This window comes from Streptomyces sp. NPDC056452, assembly GCF_042796085.1.
Lineage (GTDB): Bacteria > Actinomycetota > Actinomycetes > Streptomycetales > Streptomycetaceae > Streptomyces.
Window position 1 is genome coordinate 139618 of the sequence record NZ_JBHTRI010000005.1, and the last position, 21002, is coordinate 160619.

Here is a 21002-nt window from a genome sequence, read left to right on the forward strand (position 1 = left end):
CGGTTCCGTTGACAGATCAGGGATCGCTAGAGTCCTATAGTGCTAGGAACCTAGATGAATAGAGGAGACGGTGATCGAGTTTCACCTCGACTCCCGGTCCGGCGTCGCGCCGTACCTGCAGCTCGTCCACCAGGTGCGTCAGGCGATGCGGCTGGGACTGCTGTTCGAGGGCGACAGGCTGCCCACGGTCAAGGACGTCGCGGCGAAGGTCGCGATCAACCCCAACACCGTGCTCAAGGCGTACCGGGAGCTCGAGTACGAGGGCCTGGTCGCCAAGAAGCCCGGCGTCGGGACGTTCGTGTCCAGCACCCTCAGCGATGCCTCGCTGTCCGAACACGAGCCGCTGCGGCAGGAGTTGCGCGGCTGGCTGGAGCGGGCGCGAGCAGCGGGGCTGAACGAGGAGAGCATCGAGGCCCTGTTCCTGAGCACCTTCCGCACCTCCACCGAAGAGGAGAAATGACCGCAATTCTGGAAGCGAGAGGCCTGGGCAAGCGGTACGGCCGCCGCCAGGCGCTGGACGACTGCACCCTGAGCGTGCCCGCCGGCCGGGTCGTCGGCCTGGTCGGCCCCAACGGGGCAGGAAAATCAACGCTGTTGCAGCTGGCCTGCGGGCTGATCACCCCGACCGCGGGCACCATCGAAGTCCTCGGCGGACGCCCCGCGTCCGGGCCCGGGCAGCTGGCCAAGGTCGGCTTCGTCGCCCAGGACACCCCGACGTACACCGGGCTGTCCATCGCCGATCACCTGCGCCTCGGTGCCCGGCTCAACCCGGCCTGGGACGATAAGCTGGCCCTGGGCCGGATCCAGGACCTCGGCCTGGACCCCGCCCAGCGGGTCGGCAAGCTCTCCGGGGGCCAGCGCGCCCAGGTCGCCCTGACCCTCGCCGTGGCCAAGCGGCCCGAACTGCTCATCCTGGACGAGCCGGTCGCCGCCCTGGACCCGCTGGCCCGGCGCGAGTTCCTGCAGGGACTCATGGAGTACGTCGCCGAGCACGGCACCACCGTCATCCTCTCCTCGCACCTGGTCTCCGACCTGGAGCGGGTCTGTGACCACCTGATCTCCCTGGTCGCCTCCCGCGTCCAGATCGCCGGCGACGTCGACGACCTCCTGGGCACGCACTTCCGGCTCACGACGGCACGCCGTGACGCGGAGGACCTGCCGGACGGGATGCGGGTCCTGACGGCCACGCACACCGAGCGGCAGAGCACCTTCATCGTCCGGGCCGCCGCCCCGGTCCACGACCCCGCCTGGGTCCTGGAACCCCTCGACCTGGAGGACCTCGTCCTCACGTACATGGCCGACGGCAGGGCCCGCCCGGCCGGCCGTTCCGCACTGGAGGCACAGCGATGATCTGGCTCACCTGGCGCCAGTACCGTGTCCAGACCCTGGTGGCCCTCGCGGCCCTCGTCGTGATCGCGGCGGCCCTCCTGGTCACCGGTATCCAGATCCGGGACACCTACGACAGCAACATCCTCGGCTGCGGCACCGACTGCGGATCGGCCAAGAACGCGTTCATCACCGAGTACGAGTCCCTGTACTTCCTCGCCACCGGTCTCGTCATCGCCGTCCCCGGGGTCTTCGGCATCTTCTGGGGCGCGCCGCTGATCGCCCGGGAGCTGGAGACCGGCACCCACCGGCTGGTCTGGAACCAGAGCATCAGCCGCACCCACTGGCTCGCGGTCAAACTCTCGGCCGTCGGCCTGAGCGCCGTGGCCGTCGCGGGACTGCTCAGCCTCGGGGTGACCTGGTGGGCGGCCCCGCTCGACGAGGTCTACAGCGAACGCTTCACCCCCGTCCTCTTCGACGGGCGGGGCATCGTCCCGCTCGCCTACGCGGCCTTCGCCTTCACCGCCGGTGCCTGCGCCGGACTGCTGATCCGCAGAACGGTCCCCGCGATGGCGGCCACACTCGCCCTGTTCGTCGCGGTCCAGGTCCTCATGCCCTTCGCCGTCCGCCCGCACCTCATCGCGCCGGAACATGCCGTCGTATCGCTCAAGGCGATCACCATGCCCGGGGACGAGGGCGGCGCCGAGTCGTCCGCCACGCCGGAGTGGACGGCGACGAACATCCTCCTGTCCGGCGACGACGACAACGCGAGCCTGGACGTGGGCGTGTCCAAACCGGGCGCCTGGGTGGTGTCCGGCACAGGGCCGGTGCTCGATTCGGCGGGCAGGGAGGTCCGGGGGGCCGAGGGCTGCGCGAGCCGCGACACGGACGCCATCAAGTGCTTCGCGGAGTCCGACCTCCACGTCGAGGTGTCCTACCATCCCGCCGACCGCTACTGGCCGTTCCAGTGGATCGAGACAGCGATCTTCCTCGCCCTGTCCGGACTGCTGACCGGCTTCTGCGTCTGGTGGCTGCGCCGCCGCCTGAACTGACGGGGAACCGCTGAGGCGGCCGAAGCCAACGCAACTGGCTTCGGCCGCCCTTGCGACTCTACGACCTGTCAGCAGCCGATGGGAGCGGAGCCGACGGTCACATCGTCGAACCACAGGGTGTCGTCACCCGTCCCGTAGCTCTCCCACCCCAGTCGCAGGGCCGTGGGCCGGGGCGGTGCGGTTCGGGCGAGCCACTGCTGGTCGATGTCCTGTGTGGGGACACCGTCGGCGTGCAGGCCCGGAATCTGCTCGTCGCCGAGCCAGGTGTCGAGACCGGGCGCCGTCGTGTCGATCGCGAACCGCAGGCACTGCCAGCTTCCCGTCGGCAGCGGCCTGCTCAGCGCCACGCCGACCGGGCTCTGCGCCGGCAGTGTGGCGTCGTCGCTCTCCCGGTTCCACTGCAGGGCGCCGTTCTGGCCCCCGACGCGCAGGCTCCGGCCGGCCTGGGAGCTGTCGGGCAGGGAGACGAACGTGACGTGGGCGGCGGGGAGCGTGGTGGTGTGCCTCACCCACATGCGTACGTGCATCACCGGACCCACCGAGGACAGGTCCGCGGTGGAGGCGACGAAGGCGTGGTTGCAGTAGCCGGTTCCGCCGTCGACCCGCAGTGACCTGCTGCCGCTGTGGGCGACCGCGGTGTCGACAGCGGCCGTACCGGTGCCCTGGCAGTCGGGTGCGGTGAACTGCCAGGCGCCGGACGGGGCGGGGCCGGTCTGGTCCTCGAAATCGGAACAGATCACGGCGCTGCCGCAGTCCGCGCCGGGCGGAGTCGTGGGTGGCGGGGTGGTGGGCGGCGGTGTCGTGGGGGGAGTGGTCGGCGGCGAGGTGCCGTCACCGCCGCAGGGCGTGCCGTTGAGGCTGAAGTCGCTCGGTGCGGGGTCGGCCGAGCGCCAGGTCCCCTGCAGGCCGAAGTCGGCCGTGCCACCCGTGGCCAGCGTGCCGTTCCAGCCGGAGCCCACGGCGACGACGGAGCTACCGGTCTGGGTGACGCCCGCGTTCCACGCCGAAGTCACCTGCTGGTCGCCGGTGTAGGTCCAGTTCAGACGCCAGCCGTCCAGTGCCGGGCCGAGATTCGTGACCTTGATCTGGGCGGTGTAGCCGCCCGTCCACTTGTTCACGGTGTAGTCGACCCGGCAGCCGGACTCGGCGCCGCTCGCGGACATCGCCGTGAAGCCGGACGCCAGGAGCACGACGGCCGTGAGGACCGCCGTCCACCGCCTGTGCAGTAATCGAGGGAGAAGGACGCGCACGTGTGCCTCCGAGGCAGGGGGTGAGGGGGTGCGGAAGGGCGACGGGAACGGGTCCCGTCATCGGGCGGGGGCTCCGGCCCGGCCGGAGCCCCCGCCGGACGTCAGCCGGTGGGGAAGCTGTCGGGAGTACTGATCCGGTTCTTGAGCAGCGCTCCGGACTCGGTCAGCACCCCGCTGCTGCTGTAGTCGCCGCCGGAGCAGGTGCCGGGCCGCAGCGCCGCACTGCTCTCGGGGGCGTCGGAGTAGGTCCAGTTCGCGTAGCTGATCTTCAGCTGATCGAGCAGGTTCAGCCACGCCGTGGTGCTCGACGCGTCCATCGTTCCACCGCCGGTGGCGCTCACCGTGCCGAACTCGGTGACGAACAAGGGCAGTTGTGAAGCCGCCCGGCTCACCGTGGTGCGGTAGTTGTCCTTGTGGCTCGCGGCGTAGAAGTGGAACGCGTACATGAGGTTGGTGGCATTGACGGGATTGCTGACGATCTCGCTCTCGTTGGAGCCGTCCGAGACCCCCAGCGAGGACCAGCCGCGGGTGCCGACGATGACGACGGCGTCCGGGTCGGCGGCCCGGATCACCGGGATGACCTGCTCGGCGTAGTTCTTGATGGCCGACCAGCTCACGCCGTTGGGCTCATTGGCGATCTCGTAGATCACGTTCTTCTTGTCGGCGTTGCGGGCGGCGACGGAGGCGAAGAACGTCTTCGCGCGTGCGAGGTTGAAGTTCGGGTCACCCGGCGTCAGGGTGTGGAAATCGATCAAGGCGTACATGCCACGGGCCTCTGCCATGTCGACGAGGCTGTTCACGCGGCTGGTGAAGCCCGCCGGGTCGGTCTCGTAGCCGTCCTCCTGCACGTACATGGCGATGCGCAGCAGGTCCGACTTCCAGTCCTTCGCCAGGGCGTCCAGGGACGCGGCGTTGTAGCACTCGCTGAACCACTGGATGCCGTGCGTGCTCATGCCCCGCAGCTGTACGGGGCGGTTGTACTGGTTGCACAGGTTCACGCCGCAGACGTGGAGCGGGCCGTTGATGTCCACGGGGGTGCCGTCGGCCGGGACGGGCGGGGGTTCCTCGGTGGTACCCGTGCAGGCGACGCCGTTGAGCGTGAACGCCGTGGGTTTCGGGTTGGCGCCCGTGAAGGAACCCGTGAACCCCACGTCGGCCGCCGCGCCGGTGGCCAGCGTGCGGTTCCAGTCGACGCCGACGGCGGTGACCGCGGAGCCGGACTGCGACCAGGTGGCGTTCCAGCCCTGGGCGATCTTCTGCCCCGCGTCCGGCAGGGCGAACCCGAGGGTCCATCCCGTGACGGGGGCGCCCAGGTTGGTGATCTTCACTCCGGCCTGGAAGCCGCCCGTCCACTGACTGGTGACTGTGTAATCGACCCTGCAGCCGGCTGCGGCCGCCGCCTGGGGGGCGATCGCGGCCGTGAGGCCCAGGACTGTCGCGCAGGTCGCCAGTAAGGCGAGCAGGCGTTTCATGGCGTTCTCCTCGTGCGAAGCGGGAAGAGCGCGGTGGGAGCGCTCCCATTGCCCATCGGCCCGACACCGTACACCGCGCGCCGATGCGCGTACAGACATACGGCGAAGAGTGGTACGGGAGGCACGGCACCGCGGAACCGGCGCTCGTCCCGCCGAACCGGCCGAGGTCCGGAATCGAGCCCCCGGCCGAGCTTCCGGCAGACGGGCCCGAGCCGTCTGCGGCAGATCTGCACACCGTGTCCGCAGGTGGCGAGTCGCGCCCTGCGGCATTCCGGGTGGGGACCGGATCCGTCGCGTCGACGGCCGACAATGTCCCTTTCATGGCGGATCGAAGATTCGGCCGACGGAACGTCCGTCGGTCGGGCGAGTGAAGAATCTGTACCGGTCCATGGAGCAATGTGACCGTGTTGTCCCATCGATACCGGAGGGCAATTCGCGGGACTGCTGAAGGCTGGCCCCGCAACGCCCTCACGTGCTTACATCCCTCACATCGCGCCGCGGTGAAGTTCGCCGCCTTCGGGCGCAGGGCGAGGCTTCGGTAATCGCGGCAGCGACAAGGGCCTTTCGCTATTGCGGAGTTGGCTCCAGTCATTCGGAATTAATGCGAAGGGAATTCACATGATGAGCTCCGCCCCCCAGGTGCAGACCCAGGAAATCTCCGACGCGGACCTGGACGTCGTGTCCGGCGGCATCGCCGGCGCGGCTTCGCTCGAGGCGCCGCTCGTCGGTGGCATCGCCGGTGCGGTCGGTGCCGACCTGGGCGCGCTGCCGCTCGCCGGCAGCCTCTCGGGCGCCCTCGGCGGCAGCGTGCTCGGCGTCGCCGGGCTCGGCTCCGCCGCGACTCTCGCGGTCTGATCCGGCGCTGAGCCCGTATGCCCCGATACCTGCCAGGTCGCGGGGCATAGGGGCCGGCCGCACCATGGTCCCTGCACATCGGACCTGAATCCAAGGACCGGAGGCTCTGCGCGTGAGCGATCCGCGTACCGCTCGTCGCCCGGACGGCCCGGGCAACCGGTGGGAGCTCGTCTGGAGTCACCGGGACGAGCTGCTGGAGATCGCCCGCAGTCGCTCATCTAGCGACGAAGAGGCCGAGGACGCCGTCCAGGAAGCGATGATCCGCGCCGTGGAGGACCCTGACGTCCAGCTCGGCCGGGTGCGCTCGTGGCTCAGGCTCGCGACCGTACGCGCATGCGCCGACCGGAACCGCGAGGTCGCCCGCGACCGGGAGTTGGGCAAGAGCCTGTCCGTCGCTCCGGTCGAGCCCTTCCTGGTCGAGGAGGTGGCCTGCGACCGGGCGGAGGCCAGGTGGCTGGCCGCCCGCAGCGCGGAGCTGCTGCCCGCCCGCCAGGTGCAGGCGCTGCGACTCCAGGCGCAGGACCTCGACGTCGGGCAGGTGGCCCGGGCCATGGGGCTGAGCTACCGGGCGACCGAGTCACTGCTCGCCAGAGCCAGGCGGTCGCTGCGCAACGTCCTGGCCGGGAGCCTCACGCTGGCCGCGACCGTGTGGATGTGCGCACGCAGATTTCCCCGTACGGGCGTCGCCCAGTCCGCGGGGGCGACATCAGCGGCGATGACGCTCGCCGTGGCGGGAGCGGTTCTCCCTGCCGGACCCCTCGACCGGCCGGACGACCTGCCTTCCGGGAGCAGGCCCGAGGCGGTGGTGGCGCGTGCCGCCCCGGCCGTGGAGTTCCCCGCTCCCCGCGCCGGGTCACGTCCTCACGGGGCATCGCCCTCCTTGGGCCCGCATCGCATCGACCGGGGGCCTCAGGGCATCTCGCGGTCCGATCCGGGCCAGCCGAGGACTCACGAGCCGCTGGACGCGGTGACCGTGGAGGTCTCGATCGAATACGGCGCGCAGGTTCCGGCGCTGCCGTCGGTGACCATGCCCGAGTCGATGCCGTCACTGCCGGTGGACGCGTCAGATGCCCCTCGTCCGGAAGCGCCCTCGGTACCGTCCGGCATCACCACCGCCAGGTTGGGCGGCGCGGTCGATCTGCGCTGAAGTTGCTAGGCCGCGGCGCTGACGAGAGCGGCCCAGGCGGCCGGGGACACGGTGAGGACCGGGCCGTCGAGGACCTTGGAGTCGCGGATGTGCACGGCGGCGGGGTGGGCGGAGACCTCGACGCACGCGCCGCCCTGGTCGCTGCTGTAACTGGACTTGTGCCAGTCGTAGGCGACTTCGAGACAGTTGCCGCCCTGGTCGCTGCTGTGACTGGACTTGAACCAACTGAGGGCTGTGCCGCGTGCTGCGCGATTCATGACTCTCCAAGCAGGTCGTCCAGTAGGCGCGCACTGTTTTCGACGGAAAGCGCCTGCGAACGCAGCATCCCATATTTCTGCTGGAGCACACTGACGTCGGCCGGGTCGTCGTGGAGCACGCTGGCCAACTGGGCCTCAACGTAGGCGAGATGGTCATGATCGGGGGTCTCGAGCAACACCATGGGGCCCGCGAGGCCAGCGTGTCTTGACAACTTCATGGGCATGATCTGAAGGCCCAGAAAGGGGAGTTCCATGCACCGCCGCAGGTGCTGGATCTGCTCCCTTCGCATGGCGAGACCTCCGATCTCGCTGCGGAGGATGCTCTCCTCCAGCACGAAGTGCAGCATCGGACGCGGCTTGCGTTCCAGAAGCTTCTGGCGGTCGAGTCGTGCGCTGACCCACTCCTCGCGTTGCTCCTCTTCGAGGGGTGGGTAGAGGCAGGAGAAGACGAACCGGGCGTACTCCTCCGTCTGGAGCTGCCCAGGCACCACCTGGTTCTCGTAGGACAGCAGCGTCACCGCCTCCTGCTCGTACTCCACGAAGTCCTGCGCGAACGCCGGGAACCGCTCCCTCTGCGGCACCTTTGCCACCGCGACCCGTAACACCCCCTTGGTGTCCAGCAGTTCGTCCAGCTGCGTCGCGAAGTCCGCCTGGAGCGGCCGGCGGCCCTGTTCGATCGAGGCGATCGTGTCCTCGCCCACACAGAAGCGGTCGGCCAGCGACGCCTGCGTCAGCCGGGCCGCCTTGCGGAACGTGGCCAGCTGCGCGCCGATCACGTGCCAGGACGTGACCCGCTTGTTCCTCTTTGCCGAGTGCATGCTGTGCCTCTCCCCGTACGCGACCCCGCCGGACCCGTCAGCACCCGTACAAACGCGATGTACGACCTGACGCGCTGATCAACCATAGTGACGGTCTGTGACAGTCGTCGCGTGAATGAATCAACTCAACTCCTCTGCCTCCGTGAGGCGTTCTACCGCCGCGAACGCAGGTCGATCCCCCTCGCACGGCAGTTCGTGCGTGCGGCGCTGCTCGACTGGGCGTGCGGGGTGCCCGTCGACGACGTACTGCTCTGTGTGAGCGAACTCGCCACCAACGCACTGGTCCACGGCGTCCCGCCCGGCCGTGGATTCCGTGTGCGCCTCTCCTGGGAGCGGGTGCTCAGGGTCGAGGTCCACGACAGCGGCGGCGGCGAGGTCCAGGCGGGGCCGGACCCCGCCCCGCACCAGGAGTACGGGCGCGGCCTGGTGCTCGTCGGGGCGCTCGCCGACGCATGGGGGGTGGGGGAGCGGAGCCCGGGGAAGGCCGTCTGGTGCGAGTTTGCCGCTTCGGCAAGCAAGCTTGTCGAAATGGGAGAGTGCGCGCACCATCTGCCGTAGATGGAGGTGTTTCGCATGAGCGACAAGAATCAGCGCTACGACGTGGTCGTGGTGGGTGGCGGGGCCGCCGGGCTGAGCGGGGCCCTGGCCCTGGCCAGGGCGCGGCGTTCCGTGCTCGTGATCGACGCGGGCAGCCCGCGCAACGCACCCGCGTCCCACGTGCACAACTACCTGGGCCGCGAGGGCACCCCGCCCTCGGAGCTGCTGGCGATCGGCCGGGCGGAGGCGTCCGCGTACGGGGCCGAGATCGTCGAGGGCGAGGTCGTGGCGGCCGAGAAGCTCCCCGACGGCGGATTCCGGGTCGTACGGGGGGACGGGAGCACCGTCGAGACGCGCCGGCTGCTGGTGACCACCGGGCTGGTCGATGAACTGCCGCAGGTGGAAGGCCTGGCCGAGCGCTGGGGCCGCGATCTGCTGCACTGCCCGTACTGCCACGGCTGGGAGGTGCGGGACCGGGCGATCGGCGTCCTGGCCGTGAGCCCGATGGCTGTGCACCAGGCGCTGCTCTGGCGGCAGTGGAGCGATGACGTGGTGCTGTTCCGGCACCTCCGGTCCGACTTCACCGACGAGGAGTACGAGCAGCTGGCCGCGCGTGGCATCGCCGTGGTGGACGGCGAGGTGACCGGGCTGGACGTCGAGGACGACCGGATCACCGGAGTGCGGGTGGCCGGCGGCACGGTGATCCCGCGCGAGGTGCTCGTGGTCCAGCCGCGCTTCACCGCGCGATCCGGGGTCCTGGAGAGCCTCGGCCTGGTGCCCACGGCGATGGAGATGGGCGACCACCTCGTCGGCACGTACTTCGAGGCCGATCCGGCCGGTGCGACCGAGGTACCCGGGGTATGGGTGGCCGGTAACGTCGCCAACCTCATGGAGCAGGTCGTCGGCGCCGCCGCCGCGGGGCTGAAGGCGGGGGCGGCCATGAACGCGGACCTCGTCACCGAGGACACCCGCCGCGCGGTCGCCGCCCGGCAGGAACCCTTCTCGGCCGAGGCCGAGCGACAAGTCACCGAGCGCGTGCTCGGAAACCGCCGTCATGGACTGCAGGAGACCCGATGACCGACGACACCACCCGGACCGACGCCGAACTCTGGGACGACCGGTACCGCGAGAGCGACCGGATCTGGAGCGGGAACCCCAACACCGCGCTGGTCCGCGAAGTGGAGGGCCTGAAGCCGGGGCGCGCCCTCGACCTCGGCTGCGGCGAGGGTGCCGACGCGGTCTGGCTCGCCCGGTGGGGCTGGACGGTCACCGGCACCGACATCTCGCGGGTCGCCCTGGAGCGGGCGGCCGGGCACGCGGCCGACGCGGGTGTGGCGGACCGGATCGACTGGCAGTGGCACGACCTGGGGGCCTCGTTCCCGGAAGGGGAGTACGACCTGGTCTCCGCCCAGTTCCTGCACTCCATGGGCGATCTGCCGCGCGAGCGGATCCTGCGGCAGGCGGCCTCGGTGGTCGCGCCCGGCGGCGTACTCCTGATCGTCGGGCACGCGGGCTTCCCCTCCTGGGAGCACGACCACCCGGATGTGCAGCTGCCGACCACGGACGAGGTGCTCGCCTCCCTCGAACTCCCGGACGGGGAGTGGGAGGTGCTGCTCAGTGCGGAGCACGAGCGGATCCAGAACGACCCGGACGGGAACCCCACCACGCGCACGGACAACGCACTGAAGGTGCGCCGCACCGTGTGACCGGGAGGCCCCGGACGCCGAGCGCCCGCCTTCCTCCCCCGTGGGGGAGCGAAGGCGGGCGCGCTCGGTTTAAGGATCTCCGTACGGTTCAGGCCTGCGGGGCGGCCTTGATCGCGGAGATGTCGAAGTTCAGCTTGACCTTGTCGCTGACCATCACGCCGCCGGTCTCCAGCGCCGCGTTCCAGGTCAGGCCCCAGTCGGAGCGCAGGATGTCGGTGCTGCCCTCGAAGCCCACGCGCTCGTTGCCGTAGACGTCGGTGGCGGAGCCGTTGAACTCCAGGTCGATGGCGAGCGGGCGCGTGACGTCCTTGATGGTGAGGTCGCCGGTGACGCGGTACTTGTCGCCCCCGAGCTGCTGGGCCGTGGTGGACCGGAAGGTCATGAGGGGGAACTTCTCGGCCTCGAAGAAGTCGCCGCTGACCAGGTGGCCGTCACGGTCGGCGATGCCGGTGTCGACACTGGCGATCTTGACGTCGATGGAGGCGGAGGAGTTCGCCGGGTCGGTGCCGTCCAGCTGCAGGGTGCCCTCGTGCTCACCGAAGGAGCCGCGCACGTTGGTGACCATGGCGTGGCGCACGGTGAAGCCGATGCTGCTGTGCGCCGGGTCGATCGCGTAGGTGCCGGTCAGGGCGGCCAGTGCGGGGTCCACCGCGAGGGTGGCGGTGGTGGACGGGGCGTCGTTGTTCTTGCGGTTGAACAGAGCCATGGCTCCTCCTCGGGGACGTGTTCAGACGAGTGGCTGTCGAAGTTCTTGTTTAACCTTCAACGAGATTGACTGTAGACCAATGTGGTTCGAAATTCAACAACAAGGGTCCAGGCCCTTCCGAAAGCCGCTCCGCACGCTGTTCGGTCGTGCGGTACCTCTGGCGGACGCGCGTAGAACCGGGCAGGATCTCCCTGCTCGCCCCGCACGGCAGCTCGCTCATCCCCCGTTTTGTCATGAGCAGGAGGAATCCCCCCATGCTGACCCGTCCCGTACTCCGCTCGGCCCTGACCGCCCTCGCCCTCGTCCTCGGTGTGCTCTTCGCACCCGGCGTCGGCGTGATCGGCGGCACGACCGAGGCCCACGCAGTGACCAAGCTGACCCACTCCCAGGCGACCTCCCGCTTCAGCTCCTCCGGGATCACCTGGTCCTCGTCCGGCGGCTGCTCCAACCGGAACGTCTCCACCTGTACGTCCTTCGACCAGCTCAACCTCACCAGCGCCCAGGGCGCCCAGACGCTCAAGAGCGCCACGGGATGCGGGCTCAACATCACCGGCGGCACCGAGACCGGGCACGCCAGTGGCACGTACTCGCACTGGAACGGCTACAAGCTCGACTTCGGCAAGACCACCTGCCTGACGAACTACGTGAAGAGCGCGTTCACCTACATCGGCGTACGGGGCGACGGAGCACCCCAGTACCAGTCCGGATCCGGCAACGTCTACGCGGACGAGGGCAACCACTGGGACGTGACGTACTACAACTGCGGCGGCTGCTGATCCCGCACGCACAGGTGCCCCCGTCCGGCGGGACGGGGGCACCGTGGGTGGTCCGGGGGCGCTCAGGCGTCGGCGGGGTGGGCGGTGAGGAACGCGGCCAGGGCGTCCAGCAGCCGGTCGGCGTCCTCGGCGCTGCTGTACGGCGCGAGGCCGATCCGCAGCCCGCCCCCATCGCCCAGACCCAGATGACGCGAGGCCTCCAGGGCGTAGAAGGAGCCGGCCGGAGCGTCGACCCCGTGCTCGGCCAGGTACCGCGAGGCCAGTGCGGCCGAGCGGCCCGGGAACGTCAGCAGCAGCGTCGGTGTGCGCAGGGCCGCCCGCGAGTGCACCGTGATCCCGTCGAGGGCGGCCAGCCCGGTCTCGATACGCGCCCGCAGGGCGTCCTCGTGCGCCTCGATCTCCTCGAAGGCGGCGAGCAGCCGCTCCCGCCGGGTGCCCTCGGTGCCGGGAGCCAGCGAGGCGATGAAGTCCACCGCGGCGCGGGCGGCGGCCAGGAGCTCGTACGGGAGGGTGCCCAGCTCCATGCGCTCCGGGATCGCGTCGGTGGACGGCAGGAGCTTGTCGGGCCGCAGGGTCTCCAGCAGTTCGGGCCGGCTCGCGAGCACGCCCATGTGCGGACCGAGGAACTTGTACGGCGAGCAGACCAGGAAGTCCGCGCCGAGGGCGGTCAGGTCGACGGCCGCGTGAGCCGTGTAGTGCACGGCGTCGACGTGCAGCAGGGCGCCGGCGCGGTGGACGAGCCCGGCGATGGCGGGCAGGTCGGGGCGGGTGCCGACGAGGTTGGACGCGCCGGTGACGGCGACCAGCCGGGTCCGCTCGCCGAGTACGGCGGCGACGTGGCCGGGCGTCAGCTCCGCGGTCTCGGGGTCGAACTCGGCCCAGCGGACCGTCGCGCCCACCGCTTCGGCGGCCTGGATCCAGGGACGGATGTTGGAGTCGTGGTCGAGACGGCTGACCACCACCTCGTCACCCGGCCCCCAGTCCTTGGCCAGGGTGCGGGAGAGGTCGTAGGTGAGCTGCGTCGAGCTGCGGCCGAACACGATGCCGCGCGGCTCGGCCCCCAGGAGGTCGGCCAGTGCGGACCGGGCCCCGGCCACGATGGCCTCCGCGTTGCGCTCGCCCTCGTTCTGCGTTCCCCGGACGGCGAGCGGGTTCGCCAGCGCGTCGGTGATCGCGTCGATGACCGGCTGGGGCGTCTGGGTGCCGCCGGGCGCGTCGAAGCGGGCCGACCCGGACTTCAGGGCCGGGATCTGCGCGCGGACTGCGTGGACGTCGAAGGGCATGCGTTCTCCTGGAACATGGCTGCGGACCAGCTGGGGAGGCGGCGCACGGGTACGGGCCCCGGACAGGATCCTGCCCCGCGCCGGTACGCGGCGCGCAGCCGGGTGCCCGGCAGCCGCTCGGGGCCGCCGGGCACCCGGCCCGTCACGGGTCAGGTCTGCGGCGGCAACGCCGGCCCGAGCGAGGAGAACTTCTCCTTGCTGATCACCCGGCGCGGCGGCCAGGTGATGTTCTCCGGCGGCCAGCTCTGTCCCGTCCTCTTCAGGAACCAGGCCGGCGGCTCGTACATCGGCGGCTCGTACCCGTCCGGCAGCGCCGTCTTCCAGGCCACGTCCTTGCGCCGCTTCTCGAACTCCTCCGTGACCCCGCGCAGCAGCTCCGGCTTCACCAGGAGGTCGACAGCCGTCGCGGCCAGGTAGGCGGCGGCGGCCTTCACGGCCGCGTGGGCGGGCGCCGCCCCCGCGCAGGAGGCGGTCGACCAGGTGTGCATCTTCGATCCGATGGGGGCCAGAGCGGCACCCATCGACACGGTCGGAACCTGCCAGCTGATGTCGGCCACATCGGTGGAGCCGCCCCCCAGGAAGACCGGGTTGGGCGGCGACAGCTCACCGATCTCGTCGTGCAGACCACTCTGCGGCAGCCCCAGCGAGCCCTGGAGCTCCTTGGCCAGCCGCTGGGCCTCCGCGGAGAACTTCGGCGGCCCGATCTGCCGCATGTTGTCGTACATCAGCTCGGCGAAGGCCTTCGAGGGGAGCTGGTTCCAGCAGGCCGAGGTGATCCTGTGCCGCACCGAGGTGCGGCTGGCGGTGGCAGCCGCCTCCGAGACGGCTATGACCTTCTCCAGCAGCGACTGGACCCGCTCGACGCTCCCCTCCCGCACGTAGTAGGAGATCTCCGCGATCTCCGGCGTCACGTTCGGGATGTCGCCGCCGTTGTTGATCACCCAGTGCAGCCGGGCGGAGGACGCCATGCTCTCCTCGCGGAGGAACTCCGACATGGTCGCCATCATCACGGCCGCGTCCAGCGCGCTCTTGTTGCCGAGCGGGGTGCCTCCGTGCCCCGCGACGCCGAGGAAGGTGAAGGTGACGGCCGTCATCGCGTTGGAGGTGCCCCAGCCGGTGGCGTTGCCGGTGGAGGGGTGCCAGTCGAGGAACGCGTCGAGCCCGTCGTACACGCCCCGGCTGACGGCGTAGGTCTTGCCGATCAGCTGTTCCTCGGCGGTCGAGCCGAAGAACTTCACGGTCACGTCGAGCTTGTGGCTCCGGGCGGCCTCCGCGACCGCGGCGGCCGCCGCCGCGGCCGCCGCGCCCAGGGCGCAGTGGCCGCAGCCGTGACCGGGCCCGTAACTCGGAGCGAAGGGGTCGTGGACGTACTCCTTCGGATCGTGCTCGCCCACCCCCTTGTTCTGGGACAGGCCGGGCAGCGCGTCGTACTCGCCGCTGAAGCCGATGGCCGGGCCACCCTTGCCGCGGGTGTACGTGGCGGTGAAGGCGGTCGGGAAGCCGGCCGTGCCGAACTCGATGTCGAAGCCCGCCCGGCGCAGGAAGTCGGCCTGGGCGAGGGAGGAGTTCCACTCCCGCAGACTCAGCTCGGCGTGCTCCCAGATCTCGTCGTTCAGACCGGTGATCCGTGACGCGTTCCGCTCGATCCAGCCGAGCGCGGTCCGCTTGGCCGGCGAATCCTGGGCGAGTCCCTCGGGCGGTGTGTAGGCGGCGCCCGCCGCCATCAGGCCCGCGGCCTCGTCGGAGGCCGCCGCCATCGCCGGGTCGGCGGATGCCGCAACCGCCGTGGTGGCGATCCCGGCGGCTCCGAGCAGTTGCATGATCCGGCGGCGGCTGAGCCCGTCACCGGCGGCGTGGATCTCATGGTTGTGCTCGCTGGGATCGTGCAAGTCGCACACAGGCGCCTCCGGGCCGATGGCATATACAAGTATGGGTGCCGGGCACTCTCCATTCCCGATGTTGCGAAGTCAAGAGGTCCGCGTATCTCTGGAGTTACACGTTCCGGTTGTCCGGACGGCCGCCGGGCCGCCGGGAGGGCAGGAGTCCGGGCCGCCTGCCGTGTGGGGGACGGCGGGCGGCCCGGGGGTCCTGGGGCGGGGCTCCGGTCAGGAGCCGACGCTCACCGTGAAGCGCCGCGGGTTGCCGTCGTGGGCCGCCCCGGAGACGTCCGGCTGGCCGTCCGGGCGTACGTCGTCGTACGGGAACGCGTACCCGATCGGCGAGTTCGCGTGGACGACGCGCGACCAGTGATTGGTCACCGCGCCCTTGTAGTAGTCCGCCACCGTGGTGCCGTTGGGCTGCTGGGGGTGGCTGAGCATGATCGAGCGGTTGAAGCCCGCGGCGATCCTCGCCAGCAGTGCCTTCTTGTCGTCGGAGTCACCCGGGTTGTTCGTGAAGGGCCCGTGGTTGCAGGTGAAGATGTCCTTCGACGTCGGCTTGACGAAGGTGTGACCGCCCTCGAACGTCAGGGTGTCGCCGCTGACCCGGCCCGCGAGCGTGCCCCGGCCGCCCTGGAGATCGATCCGCAGGTCGGTGGAGCGGTACTTCTCCCAGACCTCGTCGATCTGCGCCGTGAACAGGTCCCGGAACGGCATCTCGTTCGGCCGGTCGAAGAACGGCGCCATCAGGTTCTGCGGCGAGACGACCCGCAGGACCTTCCCGTCCGAGCCGCGCGTCACGAGCTTGTCCCAGGGCTGCCCGTCGGCGGCGGCCTGCGCCGTCAGGTCGTCGGCGATGCGCTGCACCGCGCCGTCCGGGAGCGGCGCCACGGTGTGCGTGGTGTCGCCCTCCAGGGTCAGGCCGATCGGCAGCGCGGTCACCAGGTCGACGTAGCTGATGTTCGCGTAGATCTGCTGCGGGTTGAAGGTGAACTCGCAGAACGACCAGGTCCGCCCGTAGTTCGGGTCGGTCGGCGTCGCGAACGCCGGCTCGACCAGCGAGGGGCCCGGGTTGAGGTAGAAGTCCAGCTTGTCGTCCCGTACGAAGTAGACCCGCGCACCGTACATCTGAGGGAGCGTCAGCACGACCGGTCCGGCGCCCGCGGGCTTCAGCGGTATGGCGCAGTCCACCGGGAGAGGGGTCTGCGGTGCGCCCGGGGAGTCCGGGTGGTAGACGCTGCCGTCGGCCCGCAGCAGCACCCAGCGGTCGGTGCCCTGCTCGTGGCCGGTGACGTACGCGTGGACCGTGCCCGGCAACGAGCGGTTCTCCAGGGCGAGTTCGCATGTCGCCGGTGCGGCCGACGTGCGCGGGCTCAGGGCGCTGCCCCAGAGCGGATAGGTGAGCGCGGTCGCGGAGGCGGCGGCGCCCGTCAGGAACATTCTGCGCGAAATCATGAAGAACTCCCGAGGTGTGGGGGCCGCAGGCGGAGTCATGGGGTGGTGGAGAGGGAGGCGTGCGGTGGGGGCCGCCTGCGGTGCGAACCACTTTCGCCACGGGTGCCGCGACCGTCAAGACTTACGACTGAGAGCGCTCTCAAGAATCGGAATTCTTCACAACTCGACGGTTCGGACGAGCATTTCGCCACCCTCGGTCGATGGCCGGGTGCTCGCGGTGAACAGGAACTGAACGCGTGACCCGGCCTGGTCCGGCCTACCGCTCTTGGACTAACTGACCGCGGTTGTTGGACTGGTAAGTCCTCCGGGGCGGTATGACGTTGACCCTGTCGAGGCCGGGGGATTACTCAGTCCTCATGTCGTCAAGATTCCGTTCGGCGGGCGCAGTCGCCGCCGCCTCAGCCGCCGTCCTGGCCCTCGTGGGGACCGCGCTCCCCGCCGCAGCCGCCGACCCGCCGCCCGCCGCGGCAGCCGATCCCGCCGCAGCGGGCGCCGTCATCGCCTCGCAGCAGCTGTCCGTCTCCGTCGCCGAGGACTTCCCGCGCGTCCTGACGTACACCGACCGGGCCAGTGGCGCGCAGCTGGCCGGCAGCACGCAGCCGGTCACCGCCGTCACGCTCAACGGTGCCGCCCACCCCGTGCGGCTCAAGGGCGCCCCGGAGTTCACCGCGGGGGAGGCCCGCTACACCCTCACCTTCGAGGACCTGCCGGGCGTGGAGATCGACGCCACGCTCTCCGTGGCCGGACGCGCCACCACCTTCAAGGTGGCCGCCGTCCGTGACACCGAGGCCTTCCGCGTCGGCACCATCGACATACCCGGCCACGACCTGGTCTCCGTCGGCTCCGCCGAGACCGGTGCCGCCACCGCCTTCACCCGGCTGGACCCGGACTCCACGAAGACCGCCGACGTGTTCGCGAAGGTCACCGAGGAGACGGCCGCCGACAGTGCGCCGCTCGGCGCCTCGTACGCCATCGTCAACACCGGCACCCTGGCCGCCGCCATCGAGTCCAACTCCACGTACGACAAGCCCGCGGGCGCCACCGGCGGCGACGACGCCCGCTTCTGGCACCAGGCCCGCAAGGCCGCCGACGGCAGCGTCCGGGTCGGGGTGTGGTCCGGTCAGTGGACCTACCGAGGCGAGGGCGCGCCGAAACCCGAGAGCGGGGCGAACCTGCCCTGGGCGAAGGTCGTCGTCACTCCCGACGCCAACGGCGACAAGGCCGTGAACTGGCAGGACGGCGCGGTGGCCTTCCGGTCCATCGGAATCACGGCGCCGGGTTCGAAGGACACCGCGAACCGGGTCATCACCCACATCCCGTTCAACTTCGCCAGCCAGGCCACCCACCCCTTCCTGCGCACTCTCGACGACGTCAAGAGGGTCTCGCTCGCCACCGACGGCCTCGGCCAGCTCGCGGTGCTCAAGGGCTACGGATCCGAGGGCCACGACTCCGCCCACCCCGACTACGGCGGCAACTACAACAAGCGGGCCGGCGGCATCGAGGACCTCAACGCACTGCTCGAGGACGGCAAGAAGTGGGGCGCCACCTTCGGCGTCCACGTCAACGCCACCGAGTCCTACCCCGAGGCCAACGCGTTCGACGAGAAGCTCGTCGACAGGACGAAGCCCGGCTGGAACTGGCTCAACCAGAGCTACTACATCGACCAGCGCCGCGACATCAACAGCGGAGACCTCGCCAAGCGCTTCCAGCAGCTGCGCGACGAGACCGACGACAACCTCGGCTTCCTCTACATCGACGTCTACTACTCGCACGGCTGGATCGCGGACAAGACCCTCCGGGCCGTGCAGGAGCAGGGCTGGAACGTCGGCACCGAATGGGCCGACAAGTTCGAGCGCGGCTCGCTCTGGTCCCACTGGGCCAACGACCTCGACTACGGCGGGGCCACCAACAAGGGCCTCAACTCACAGATCATCCGCTTCATCCGCAACGACGAGAAGGACATCTGGAACAACGACCCGGTCCTCGGCCAGACCGCGCTGGAGGACTTCGAGGGCTGGACCGGCGAGACCGACTGGAACGCCTTCTACGCCAACATCTGGGAGAGGAACCTCCCCGCCAAGTACCTCCAGCAGCAGAAGATCACCCGCTGGGACGGCAACGACATCACCCTCACCGGCGGGGTGCGCGGCACGGTCGAGGACGGCAGCCGAACCTTCTACGATCACGGACGCAAGGTCCTCAGCGGCACCGGCTACCTGCTGCCCTGGGACGGCGGCAAGAAGCTCTACCACTACAACAAGGCCGGTGGCACCAGCAGTTGGGCCGTGCCCGGCACACGCGCGTACACCGTCTACAAGCTCACCGACAACGGCCGCGTCAAGACCGGCACCGTCCGGCCCGTCGGCGGCAAGATCACGCTGAAGGCCACCGCCGGACAGCCCTACGTCCTCTACCCGGACAGGGCGCCGCAGGCCGCCGACCCGCAGTGGGGCGAGGACACCCCGGTCGACGACCCCGGCTTCAACAACAGCGGGCTCGAGGACTGGACGCGGACCGGCACCGTCACCCGTGACACCGACGACCAGGGACGCAACAGCGCCGAGCTCTCCGGCTCCGGCACGGCCGCGCTCTCCCAGCGCATCACCGGACTGAAGCCCGGGACGCGCTACACCGCCTCCGCGTTCATCGAGGTCGAGCCGGGCAGCAGCCGGCACACCACCCTCTCGGCCGGCGGGAAGTCCGTCGCCGTGGACCGGTCCACGGCCGAGGACCACGTCGCCGCGTCCGACCGGCACGGCACGTACTTCCAGCGGGCCAAGGTCAATTTCACCGCCCCCGCCGACGGCCGCACCACCCTGCGCATCGAGGCGGCCGGCGGCAGCACGGCGACCGTGCGGGCCGACGACGTACGCATCGTCGCCAACGCCCCGGCGACGAAACCGGGCACCGTCGCGTACGAGGACTTCGAGGATGTCGACCAGGGCTGGGGACCCTTCCTCAAGGGAGACGCGGGCGGCTCCACCGACCCCCGCACCAGCATCTCCCAGCTGCACGCCCCCTACACCCAGGCCGGCTGGAACGGGAAGCTCGTCGACGACGTGCTCGGCGGCAAGGAGTCCCTCAAGGCGCACGAGGAGAACACCGGCCTCGTCTACCGGACCGCACCCTGGACCGTCCCGATGACCGACGGCCGCCGCTACAAGGTCGAGTACGACTACCAGTCCAGCCATGCCGGCGCCTACGAGTGGGTCGACGGATACGACCGGATCGACGCCGACGGCGCCCCCGCCTCGACCGAGACCCGGGCCACGCCGATCGGCCGGCAGCTCACCACCGGTCACTTCACCGAGACCGTCACCGCCGGCTGCGGGGACACCTGGACCGGGCTGCGCAAGCGCGGCGACGCTCCCGAGGGCGCCGACCTCGTTCTCGACGGATTCACTGTGACCGACCTCGGACCCGCCCCCGCGGGCGAGCAGGCCGCCTGCGCCACGCTCGCCGTCACGGCCGGAACCCAGGCGCTGGAGCCCGGAGTGGCCACCACGGTGAAGGCCGCCTTCACCAACCACGAGGCGACGGAGGCCACCGGCGTCGAAGTCGGACTGACCCTCCCGGAGGGCTGGACGGCACAGCCCGCCGGCCCCGTCACCGTCGACCGGGTCGCACCCGGCGCGAGGACGGAGGCGAGCTGGCAGGTCACCCCGCCCGCGGACGCCGCGTACAAGGCGTACGACCTGGCCGCCGCCGCCTCGTACACGGTGGCCGGCACCGCACGCACCCTCGGCGCGACCACCACCGTGCGGACCCTGCCCCCGCCGCCCGTCACCGACAGCTGGGCCAGTGACCTGGACTGGACGAGCGCGGAGAACGGCTGGGGCCCGGTCGAGCGAGACCTCTCCAACGGAGGGACGGGCGCCGGCGACGGCACGCCCCTGAAGATCGGGGGCGCCGCGTACGAGAAGGGCCTGGGCACCCACGCCCCGGCGAAGGTCCGCTACTACCTGGGCGGGAAGTGCACCTCGTTCACCGCCGAGGTCGGTGTGGACGATGTGCAGACCTCGCGGGGGAGTGTGCAGTTCTCCGTCACGGCGGACGGCACGGTGAAGGCCGCCTCGCCCGTACTGAAGGCGGCGGACACCGCGTGGCGGCTGGAGGCCGACGTCACCGGCGCGAAGTACGTCGAGCTGGCCGTCGCGGACGGCGGCGACGACAACGGCAACGACCACGCCGACTGGGGCAGCGCCCGCTTCCACTGCGGAAACTGAACCAGGGGTTTCTCACGAGGGGGCGGTTCCGGTTCCGGTTCCGCCCCCTGCCATTGTGGGTACGAGGTCCGCCGGGCCGGTGGATCCGCGGCGTGGCGCGCAGCCACCGATGTGCCCCACACCACAGACCCCTCTTTGTGGGAGGCCTACAACGGAGCAGCCCCAAGGGCTGGCAGATGGGCTGCATGGCGCGCCGGTTCTGTCAGGTGCCACCAGGAAACCGGGCAGGAGACTGTCCGGAGTCGACGGCACGATTCCC

The 21002-nt window shown here is 70.5% G+C and carries 18 protein-coding genes; 10 read left to right on the top strand and 8 right to left on the bottom strand.

Features of this window, described 5'->3' with window-relative positions:
• Window positions 1–70 precede the first annotated feature (70 nt).
• Genes ACFQ6X_RS07075 through ACFQ6X_RS07085 form a run of 3 tightly spaced genes read left to right on the top strand, consistent with a single transcriptional unit; the run spans window position 71 to window position 2378 of the window.
• Window positions 71–460 carry a GntR family transcriptional regulator gene (locus ACFQ6X_RS07075; protein ID WP_329207062.1) on the top strand — a complete coding sequence of 130 codons (390 nt, stop codon included), beginning with the start codon at window positions 71–73 and terminating at the stop codon, window positions 458–460.
• Window positions 457–1350 (top strand): ABC transporter ATP-binding protein, encoded by an 894-nt coding sequence (locus ACFQ6X_RS07080; RefSeq protein WP_383177152.1) that lies wholly within the window; start codon window positions 457–459, stop codon window positions 1348–1350. Before ACFQ6X_RS07075 ends, ACFQ6X_RS07080 begins: the two co-directional genes overlap by 4 nt.
• The gene (locus ACFQ6X_RS07085) at window positions 1347–2378 is read left to right on the top strand and encodes an ABC transporter permease subunit (RefSeq protein ID WP_383177155.1); all 1032 of its coding nucleotides are present in this window, start codon (window positions 1347–1349) and stop codon (window positions 2376–2378) included. Before ACFQ6X_RS07080 ends, ACFQ6X_RS07085 begins: the two co-directional genes overlap by 4 nt.
• A gap of 68 nt (window positions 2379–2446) precedes the next feature.
• On the opposite strand, the gene ACFQ6X_RS07090 is transcribed toward ACFQ6X_RS07085, so the two are convergent.
• Window positions 2447–3541, bottom strand: coding sequence for a cellulose-binding domain-containing protein (locus tag ACFQ6X_RS07090; protein WP_383177467.1), 1095 nt, complete (start codon window positions 3539–3541; stop codon window positions 2447–2449).
• A gap of 188 nt (window positions 3542–3729) precedes the next feature.
• Window positions 3730–5100, bottom strand: a complete 1371-nt coding sequence (locus ACFQ6X_RS07095) for a cellulase family glycosylhydrolase (protein WP_383177158.1) — start codon at window positions 5098–5100, stop codon at window positions 3730–3732.
• 621 nt (window positions 5101–5721) lie between these two features.
• On the opposite strand from ACFQ6X_RS07095, the gene ACFQ6X_RS07100 reads away from it, so the two are divergent.
• Both ACFQ6X_RS07100 and ACFQ6X_RS07105 read left to right on the top strand, forming a co-directional pair.
• Window positions 5722–5955 (top strand): hypothetical protein, encoded by a 234-nt coding sequence (locus tag ACFQ6X_RS07100; RefSeq protein WP_383177161.1) that lies wholly within the window; start codon window positions 5722–5724, stop codon window positions 5953–5955.
• 112 nt (window positions 5956–6067) lie between these two features.
• Window positions 6068–7102: an RNA polymerase sigma factor gene (locus ACFQ6X_RS07105; RefSeq protein ID WP_383177164.1), complete on the top strand. Its 1035-nt coding sequence runs from the start codon at window positions 6068–6070 to the stop codon at window positions 7100–7102.
• A gap of 5 nt (window positions 7103–7107) precedes the next feature.
• Here the strand turns inward: ACFQ6X_RS07105 and ACFQ6X_RS07110 are convergent, their stop codons facing one another.
• Entirely contained in the window at window positions 7108–7359 is a 252-nt protein-coding gene (locus ACFQ6X_RS07110; RefSeq protein WP_383177167.1) for a DUF397 domain-containing protein, read from the bottom strand.
• Window positions 7356–8177: a helix-turn-helix domain-containing protein gene (locus ACFQ6X_RS07115; RefSeq protein ID WP_383177170.1), complete on the bottom strand. Its 822-nt coding sequence runs from the start codon at window positions 8175–8177 to the stop codon at window positions 7356–7358. Before ACFQ6X_RS07115 ends, ACFQ6X_RS07110 begins: the two co-directional genes overlap by 4 nt.
• A 111-nt stretch (window positions 8178–8288) precedes the next feature.
• On the opposite strand from ACFQ6X_RS07115, the gene ACFQ6X_RS07120 reads away from it, so the two are divergent.
• From ACFQ6X_RS07120 to ACFQ6X_RS07130, 3 genes are read left to right on the top strand one after another with little or no spacing between them, the layout of a single operon-like run.
• Window positions 8289–8735, top strand: coding sequence for an ATP-binding protein (locus tag ACFQ6X_RS07120; RefSeq protein ID WP_383177173.1), 447 nt, complete (start codon window positions 8289–8291; stop codon window positions 8733–8735).
• Window positions 8736–8750: 15 nt separating this feature from the next.
• On the top strand, window positions 8751–9791 hold the full coding sequence (locus ACFQ6X_RS07125; protein ID WP_383177176.1) for an NAD(P)/FAD-dependent oxidoreductase: 1041 nt from the start codon (window positions 8751–8753) through the stop codon (window positions 9789–9791).
• Window positions 9788–10420 (top strand): SAM-dependent methyltransferase, encoded by a 633-nt coding sequence (locus ACFQ6X_RS07130; protein WP_383177179.1) that lies wholly within the window; start codon window positions 9788–9790, stop codon window positions 10418–10420. The genes ACFQ6X_RS07125 and ACFQ6X_RS07130 overlap by 4 nt, the downstream gene beginning before the upstream one ends.
• Window positions 10421–10508: 88 nt before the next feature.
• Here the strand turns inward: ACFQ6X_RS07130 and ACFQ6X_RS07135 are convergent, their stop codons facing one another.
• Complete coding sequence (locus ACFQ6X_RS07135) at window positions 10509–11126, bottom strand: YceI family protein (RefSeq protein WP_383177182.1); 618 nt, start codon at window positions 11124–11126, stop codon at window positions 10509–10511.
• A gap of 254 nt (window positions 11127–11380) precedes the next feature.
• On the opposite strand from ACFQ6X_RS07135, the gene ACFQ6X_RS07140 reads away from it, so the two are divergent.
• On the top strand, window positions 11381–11902 hold the full coding sequence (locus ACFQ6X_RS07140; protein ID WP_383177185.1) for a hypothetical protein: 522 nt from the start codon (window positions 11381–11383) through the stop codon (window positions 11900–11902).
• A 62-nt stretch (window positions 11903–11964) separates the two neighbouring features.
• Here ACFQ6X_RS07140 and ACFQ6X_RS07145 read toward each other — a convergent pair whose 3' ends face one another.
• The 3 genes from ACFQ6X_RS07145 to ACFQ6X_RS07155 form a co-directional block, all read right to left on the bottom strand.
• Window positions 11965–13185: a cysteine desulfurase-like protein gene (locus ACFQ6X_RS07145; protein WP_383177188.1), complete on the bottom strand. Its 1221-nt coding sequence runs from the start codon at window positions 13183–13185 to the stop codon at window positions 11965–11967.
• Window positions 13186–13334: 149 nt separating this feature from the next.
• Window positions 13335–15083: an amidohydrolase gene (locus ACFQ6X_RS07150; RefSeq protein WP_383177191.1), complete on the bottom strand. Its 1749-nt coding sequence runs from the start codon at window positions 15081–15083 to the stop codon at window positions 13335–13337.
• Window positions 15084–15290: 207 nt separating this feature from the next.
• The gene (locus tag ACFQ6X_RS07155; protein WP_329207032.1) at window positions 15291–16517 is read right to left on the bottom strand and encodes a glycoside hydrolase family 64 protein; all 1227 of its coding nucleotides are present in this window, start codon (window positions 16515–16517) and stop codon (window positions 15291–15293) included.
• A 356-nt stretch (window positions 16518–16873) separates the two neighbouring features.
• On the opposite strand from ACFQ6X_RS07155, the gene ACFQ6X_RS07160 reads away from it, so the two are divergent.
• Entirely contained in the window at window positions 16874–20743 is a 3870-nt protein-coding gene (locus tag ACFQ6X_RS07160) for an endo-alpha-N-acetylgalactosaminidase family protein (protein WP_383177195.1), read from the top strand.
• Window positions 20744–21002: the final 259 nt, after the last annotated feature.

Coding starts and splice junctions, on each gene's coding strand:
- ACFQ6X_RS07080 (WP_383177152.1), top strand. CDS start 457: ATGACCGCAATTCTGGAAGCGAGAGGCCTGGGCAAGCGGTACGGCCGC.
- ACFQ6X_RS07085 (WP_383177155.1), top strand. CDS start 1,347: ATGATCTGGCTCACCTGGCGCCAGTACCGTGTCCAGACCCTGGTGGCC.
- ACFQ6X_RS07090 (WP_383177467.1), bottom strand. CDS start 3,541: ATGTCCGCGAGCGGCGCCGAGTCCGGCTGCCGGGTCGACTACACCGTG.
- ACFQ6X_RS07095 (WP_383177158.1), bottom strand. CDS start 5,100: ATGAAACGCCTGCTCGCCTTACTGGCGACCTGCGCGACAGTCCTGGGC.
- ACFQ6X_RS07100 (WP_383177161.1), top strand. CDS start 5,722: ATGAGCTCCGCCCCCCAGGTGCAGACCCAGGAAATCTCCGACGCGGAC.
- ACFQ6X_RS07110 (WP_383177167.1), bottom strand. CDS start 7,359: ATGAATCGCGCAGCACGCGGCACAGCCCTCAGTTGGTTCAAGTCCAGT.
- ACFQ6X_RS07115 (WP_383177170.1), bottom strand. CDS start 8,177: ATGCACTCGGCAAAGAGGAACAAGCGGGTCACGTCCTGGCACGTGATC.
- ACFQ6X_RS07125 (WP_383177176.1), top strand. CDS start 8,751: ATGAGCGACAAGAATCAGCGCTACGACGTGGTCGTGGTGGGTGGCGGG.
- ACFQ6X_RS07130 (WP_383177179.1), top strand. CDS start 9,788: ATGACCGACGACACCACCCGGACCGACGCCGAACTCTGGGACGACCGG.
- ACFQ6X_RS07135 (WP_383177182.1), bottom strand. CDS start 11,126: ATGGCTCTGTTCAACCGCAAGAACAACGACGCCCCGTCCACCACCGCC.
- ACFQ6X_RS07140 (WP_383177185.1), top strand. CDS start 11,381: ATGCTGACCCGTCCCGTACTCCGCTCGGCCCTGACCGCCCTCGCCCTC.
- ACFQ6X_RS07145 (WP_383177188.1), bottom strand. CDS start 13,185: ATGCCCTTCGACGTCCACGCAGTCCGCGCGCAGATCCCGGCCCTGAAG.
- ACFQ6X_RS07155 (WP_329207032.1), bottom strand. CDS start 16,517: ATGATTTCGCGCAGAATGTTCCTGACGGGCGCCGCCGCCTCCGCGACC.
- ACFQ6X_RS07160 (WP_383177195.1), top strand. CDS start 16,874: ATGTCGTCAAGATTCCGTTCGGCGGGCGCAGTCGCCGCCGCCTCAGCC.